Origin of the sequence: Candidatus Erwinia dacicola (assembly GCF_001756855.1) — a bacterium.
Taxonomy (GTDB): Bacteria; Pseudomonadota; Gammaproteobacteria; order Enterobacterales; family Enterobacteriaceae; genus Erwinia; species Erwinia dacicola.
In genome coordinates this window covers 1-2,022 of the sequence record NZ_MAYS01000492.1, presented here as the reverse complement: position 1 = coordinate 2,022, position 2,022 = coordinate 1, and the positions used below count along the sequence as shown (strand labels likewise).

Annotated in this window: 3 protein-coding genes; all 3 read right to left on the bottom strand. The window is 53.8% G+C overall.

Translation table 11 applies throughout. The features are described from left to right. Nucleotides 1-56 precede the first annotated feature (56 nt). The 3 genes from ispF to ftsB are packed head-to-tail and all read right to left on the bottom strand — an operon-like array spanning nt 57 to nt 1,573. Complete coding sequence (gene ispF / locus BBW68_RS12805) at nt 57-530, bottom strand: 2-C-methyl-D-erythritol 2,4-cyclodiphosphate synthase (RefSeq protein WP_070135658.1); 474 nt, start codon at nt 528-530, stop codon at nt 57-59. Nucleotides 531-542: 12 nt separating this feature from the next. Further along, on the bottom strand, nt 543-1,250 hold the full coding sequence (gene ispD, locus BBW68_RS12800) for a 2-C-methyl-D-erythritol 4-phosphate cytidylyltransferase (RefSeq protein WP_070135657.1): 708 nt from the start codon (nt 1,248-1,250) through the stop codon (nt 543-545). Nucleotides 1,251-1,258: 8 nt separating this feature from the next. Continuing rightward, nucleotides 1,259-1,573: a cell division protein FtsB gene (gene ftsB, locus BBW68_RS12795; RefSeq protein ID WP_070135656.1), complete on the bottom strand. Its 315-nt coding sequence runs from the start codon at nt 1,571-1,573 to the stop codon at nt 1,259-1,261. Nucleotides 1,574-2,022 lie beyond the last annotated feature (449 nt).

Sequence of the window (2,022 nt, the reverse complement as noted above, 5' to 3'; positions counted from 1 at the left end):
TCGAATTTACACCACGTCCTAAGACTCTACCTGAGTGGTTAAATCCATTGTTATTGTTATGCCTTCATCAACAGCGCAACGACTTCACAGGCGATGCCCTTGCCGCACCCGGTGAAGCCGAGCTTTTCCGTGGTCGTCGCCTTGACGTTGACCTTATCCATATGGATCCCGAGATCTTCAGCGATATTGATGCGCATCTGCGGCGAATGCGGCAGCATTTTCGGTGCCTGAGCAATAATTGTCACATCAACGTTACCTACGTGATAGCCTTTTTTGGCGATCTGACGCATCGCTTCGCGCAGCAGCTCGCGGCTGTCGGCGCCTTTATAGGCTTCATCGGTGTCCGGGAACAGTTTGCCGATGTCGCCGAGTGCAGCGGCACCCAGCAACGCATCCATCAGCGCGTGCAGCGCCACGTCGCCGTCGGAGTGCGCCAGTAAACCTTTCTCATAAGGGATACGCACGCCGCCAATAATTAGCGGGCCTTCGCCGCCAAAGGCATGTACATCAAAACCGTGTCCGATACGCATCACGCACACACCTTAATCTTTGTGTATTTGGGTGAGATAAAATTGCGCCAGCGCGAGGTCTTCCGGGCGCGTCACCTTCAGGTTATCACTGCGGCCACTGACCAGTTCGGGACGGTAGCCACAGTACTCCAGCGTCGAGGCTTCATCGGTGATGGTCGCGCCTTCCTGAATCGCTTTCAGCAGACAGTCGCGCAGCAGAGTGAGCGGAAACAGCTGCGGCGTCAGTGCATGCCACAGCGCTTCACGATCGACGGTGTGATCGATATCATCGTGACCGTGACTGGCGCGCTTCATGGTGTCACGCACCGGCGCGGCAAGGATGCCGCCAACTTGACTGGTCGCGGTTATAGCCAGCAGGCGAGTTAAATCAGTGAGGTGCAAACAGGGGCGCGCCGCGTCGTGCACCAGCACCCAATCCGCGCCATCGGTCGCCTGAAGCCCGGCCAGTACAGAATCCGCGCGCTGACCACCGCCGATCACGGTAGTGATGCGGGGATCCTGCGCAGCCGGCAGTTGATGGAAATGGGTGTCTAGGGGACTTAGGGCAACGACGACGCGATTCACCGCCGGATGTGCCAGTAACGCATCCAGGCAGTGCTCAAGCAGGGTTTTTCCATCAATGGTGAGATACTGTTTCGGGCATTCTGACAGCATACGGCTGCCGATGCCTGCCGCAGGAACCACAGCAATCACGTCCGGGAAGGAAACCACATTAGTCATGAGTATCTTTACTGGTTAGCGAATCGACCTTGCTGCGCGTTTCTTCTGTTTTCATCCGGCACAAGGCGGTAGAAAGTCTCGCCGGGTTTAATCATCCCCAGCCCATTGCGTGCGCGCTCCTCGAGCGCTTCCAAACCGCTGTTAAGATCGTCTATTTCGGCAAACAGCTGATCGTTGCGCGCTTTTAGCTTCGCGTTATGCGCCTGTTGCACCGCAACATACTCATTAACGCGCGTATAGTCATGAATGCCATTCTTGCCCAGCCAGAGCGAATATTGCAACCAGCCAAGTAGTACAATTAACAGCAGCGTAAGTTTTCTCATCCTCCCCCCTGAAAAACTATTCGATTATCCCATAGCTTTTGGTACAACTCCACACTACAGGTGAAATAGAACCACTTTCTCAGAATACGGCATGAAAATGTAGTGGCACACTGATACTATCCACCTGATCGGAAGTGATATGCTCACCTCCCCAACACCCAGGTGACCCAATGGCAAAACATTTCACGGCAGAATTTAGGTAGAGTCTTGATGGTTAGGAAACTGAATCGACCATTTTTGGGGTTTCCTAACAGTGAATTTATGGTGAAGAAGGGGCTCATTGCGTCAGGTCTGTCGCATGATAATGCGTAAAAAGCCGTTTTTGCCGTGTTTCTTATCTGAAAGCCATTTTTCAGGCGCACTTATCCAGAGCCGGTGCCTGCAGCCATCATTTTTTTGCCATCTGATGCAGCCTGTCAGAGAGCATTTTGGTGGCGTGAACGCCCGCC

What these genes read in the sequence shown, in the direction of transcription:
- ispF (WP_070135658.1), bottom strand. Translation starts at nt 530, where the DNA reads ATGCGTATCGGACACGGTTTTGATGTACATGCCTTTGGCGGCGAAGGC.
- ispD (WP_070135657.1), bottom strand. Translation starts at nt 1,250, where the DNA reads ATGACTAATGTGGTTTCCTTCCCGGACGTGATTGCTGTGGTTCCTGCG.
- ftsB (WP_070135656.1), bottom strand. Translation starts at nt 1,573, where the DNA reads ATGAGAAAACTTACGCTGCTGTTAATTGTACTACTTGGCTGGTTGCAA.